This is a genomic window from Mycobacterium sp. (assembly GCF_049281135.1).
Lineage (GTDB): Bacteria > Actinomycetota > Actinomycetes > Mycobacteriales > Mycobacteriaceae > Mycobacterium.
On record NZ_JBAPRN010000136.1, the window covers coordinates 1 to 3,391 of the forward strand.

The 3,391-nt window shown below is 61.0% G+C and carries 3 protein-coding genes and 1 pseudogene; 2 read left to right on the forward strand and 2 right to left on the reverse strand.

Annotation, left to right across the window (positions count from 1 at the left end):
* The coding region (locus WAN02_RS05500) for a Zn-ribbon domain-containing OB-fold protein (RefSeq protein WP_422263168.1) at positions 1-155 on the reverse strand (155 nt) is incomplete at its 3' end.
* A gap of 53 nt (positions 156-208) precedes the next feature.
* Positions 209-1,372, reverse strand: coding sequence for a thiolase domain-containing protein (locus WAN02_RS05505; RefSeq protein WP_422263166.1), 1,164 nt, complete (start codon positions 1,370-1,372; stop codon positions 209-211).
* Positions 1,373-1,646: 274 nt separating this feature from the next.
* Here WAN02_RS05505 and WAN02_RS05510 point away from each other — a divergent pair, with 274 nt between their 5' ends.
* Both WAN02_RS05510 and WAN02_RS05515 read left to right on the forward strand, forming a co-directional pair.
* Complete coding sequence (locus WAN02_RS05510; RefSeq protein WP_422263167.1) at positions 1,647-2,501, forward strand: FadR/GntR family transcriptional regulator; 855 nt, start codon at positions 1,647-1,649, stop codon at positions 2,499-2,501.
* Positions 2,502-2,929: 428 nt separating this feature from the next.
* Positions 2,930-3,195, forward strand: a pseudogene (locus WAN02_RS05515) (acyl-CoA dehydrogenase); the annotation flags it as partial.
* Positions 3,196-3,391: the final 196 nt, after the last annotated feature.

Below are 3,391 nucleotides of genomic sequence, written 5' to 3' on the forward strand. Positions count from 1 at the left end.
GTATAGCTATACACCGTTGCGTGTCCACTGACCTCCAGCCAGCCAGTATTTAACCTTGAGCAAGCAACGCAGATGGACCGCGGGTACCACGAGAGCGCCTGACAATGACCGCATTTGGTTACCAACAGTCGACCTTCGTCAGCGGCTTCCCACATGGCTTGCGTTTCCGGTGTGACGGTCGGTGCTAGGTTGGGCAAAACTGGGTAAATCACGCGTCCTGCCGACCAAGAATCAAGGTCGAGCTGCCCATTCGAGTTCCCAATGAGCCGCCGGTGCCATGTGCGAGCGCGATTTCGCAATCGGGGACCTGCACTTCGGGATTGGCTTCGCCGCGCAGCTGACGTACTGCTTCGATCACTTTGGTCATGCCGCCCCGGTTACCCGGGTGGTTGTTGCAGAGACCGCCGCCGTCGGTGTTGAACGGAATGATGCCGTCAGGGGCAGAAAGAGCCTGGGATGCGACGAAGGGGCCACCGTCACCTTTCTTGCAAAAACCCAAGTCCTCAATGGTTTCCACGACGGTGATGGTGAAAGAGTCGTAGATCGAGGCGTAATCGATATCGCCCACGGTGACGCCGGCTTCGGCGAAGGCGCGTGGACCTGACCACACTGCGCCCGTATACGTGAGGTCGATGCCGCCAGCTTCGGGGTGCTTGATCGCTTCCCCCTGACCCATGATCTTGACGCAGTGTCGCTCGAGACTTCTGGCCACGTCGCTCGAGACGACGACCAAGGCTCCGCCACCGTCGGTGATCACGCAGCAGTCGTCCCGATGCAGGGGATCGCTGATCATCGGTGAAGCGAGCACCTGCTCCACCGTCGTGGGCTTGCGCAAGAACGCGTTTGGGTTGTATTGCGCGTGTTGGGACGCGGTGACCTTGACCATCGCGAGCTGCTCACTGGTGGTACCGAACTCATACATGTGCCGCTGGGCTGCCAGTGCGTAGGTGGTCGGAGTGGAGATCCCGTAGAGGTCTTCGAAGGAGTATTCGGGCGCATCGGGCCAGAGACGGAAGCCGCCGCCCAGCTCCTGTCTCGGGCGCCCAGCCAACGTAATGAGCACCACCTGGCATTTTCCGGCGGCGATGGCAGATGCCGCATGGCCGACATAGACCATGTAGGACGCTCCCCCGGCCTCGGTGGTGTCCACATACGACGGGTGCAAGCCGAGATAATCCGTCATCGACAAGGCTCCGAACCCGGGCGCATTAGTGCCACAGATGTAACCGTCGACGTCGGCGAGTGTCAGGCCGGCGTCAGCAAGCGCACCGATCGCGACTTCGGCGTGGATCTGCGTCATTGACGTGTCCGGCAGATCTCTGCCCGGATGCTCGTAAGCACCTGCGATGAAGGCCGCTTCAGTGGTCATCATCTCTACCGATCCGTGGCACTAATGTCGGCCATATCCCCACTGCTCTCTCGTCACAACAAACGATCACGTCGCTGCTCAATCGGGCTGATGCCGGGCCCGCGAATGCGCCTCGAGGTGCGGTGTCAGACCGCGCCTGGCACCACCGAGGAGGCCCGGAGCGGCTGCACTAACTCCGGTGAAGTGGAGCGACGATATAGCATCATACCAAATACGTTAGCGGATTTAACGGCTTGCTGGCAAGCGTCGAACAGCGCGACCTCGCCCTGAGGTCAGCTTGACGCTGGCAAATGCGATGAATGGTTTAATGCTTTTGGTGGATAAGACAGAGCGCGTTCCTGAAGAGTTACCCCTTTCGATGTCACCCCCGGCGCGGTCCTCCCGGCGCCTGGCACCTGTGCAGGTGACGAGGTCTAGTGAACTCGTTGCAGCACAGCTTCGACGGATGGTGATTCGCGGGGAACTGACCGAAGGAGAGGCCCTTCCACCGGAGAGCGAGCTGATCGAGGCCTTCCAGATCTCCCGCCCGACAATGCGCGAAGCGATGCGCATACTCGAAGCCGAGGGCCTCATCACGGTGCAGCGCGGAATGAAAGGCGGCCCGCGGATCCGATTGCCCAGCGTTGAGATCGCGGCACGATACGCAGGTTTCGTCCTCCAACACAGTGGGACGACATACCACGACATCACCGAGGCCCGTGCGATTCTCGAGGCGCATTGCGTGGCGTTGCTCGCAGAGCACAGGACCGACGGCCAATTACAGGCGCTGCGAGCCAGTCTTGCTGATCCGCGCCCAGCAGATGTCGAACAAGCTGCGCGGTCCTACGCCGAGTTTCACACACTCGTGGCAGAGCTCGCCGGAAACGACACGCTCGCGTTATTCACCCGGATGGCGAACACAATATTCGAGAACGGCGTGCGCCATCAACTCGCTCATGCGGCCGGCGGCGATCCGGCGGAGCATCGTCGGCTCCATGAGGGCGCGCGCCATACCCATGCAAAGTTAGTAGACCTCATCGACGCGAAAGATGCTGCGGGAGCGTCTGCCCTTTGGCGTAAGCACATCTACGACGAAGAAGATCTGATGGCTAACACCATTGACCTCGACGAAGTGTTTGAGGTCCTTTCCTAGCGGACTCGCGCCTAAATCGTGTATCGGCGCATCCGACCGTCCCCGCCGGTCGGGACGATGGATTCCCATTTGTGAGTTAGCTTTTCGGTCCTACGATTGACTGCCCTCCCGGACTATTCACGGGCATGTTGTGTCCACCGTCGATCGATGGTGCGAGGGTCCTACGAGAAGCGCAGGATCTTTAGGGACCAGTTCACCACGACGATTCGCGACGAGTAGAGCCAATTCTTGCCGCACCGATGCCTGGGTCACCCCGGGTGCTGACATGGACTGGAGAAACCGAAAATGAGCAGCGTGCGCCCGGGGCCGACCCTTGTGCGCGTCAACGACGTCGACTGGGTCGCCCCTTTGCCGCGGTTGTGTCGCACTCCCGGCCCGGTTGCGTCCCCGCCACACCGCCGCGCTTGACGAAATCGGCGAGTAATCAGGCACGGCACAAGGGCATCAGCCTACTGATGATCGAGGACGGCATGGAGGGCTTCACCCGCGGACGCAAGCTCGACAAGATCGGCCAGTTCTCCGCTAACACCGCCGAGTTGTTCTTCTCCGACGTCAAGGTGCCAAGAACAACCTGGTCGGTGGGCTCAACCGCGGCTTCTACCACCTGGTCTCGAACCTTCCCAGCGAGCGGGTCGGGGTGGCCCGTTATGCCCTGCCCGCCGCCCGCCGCGCGCTCGATCTGACCAAGGCCTACGCCTACCGCCATGGTTAGGGCGTCCTCGTCGGGCCCTTTAACCCTCCGGTCGCCCAGCTGCCACGGTGGCAGGTACGTGCCGAGCGAAATCAATTTCGTCGTACCGCCTCTTTCGTCACCGACCAGCGGCCGGGTAGATTCAAACCTGTAATCCGAGATATAGTTATATCATTCCGGTCGGCAATGCGGCCAGGCG

Excerpts from the sequence above, each read along its gene's own strand:
- WAN02_RS05505 (WP_422263166.1), bottom strand. The coding sequence starts at position 1,372 with ATGATGACCACTGAAGCGGCCTTCATCGCAGGTGCTTACGAGCATCCG.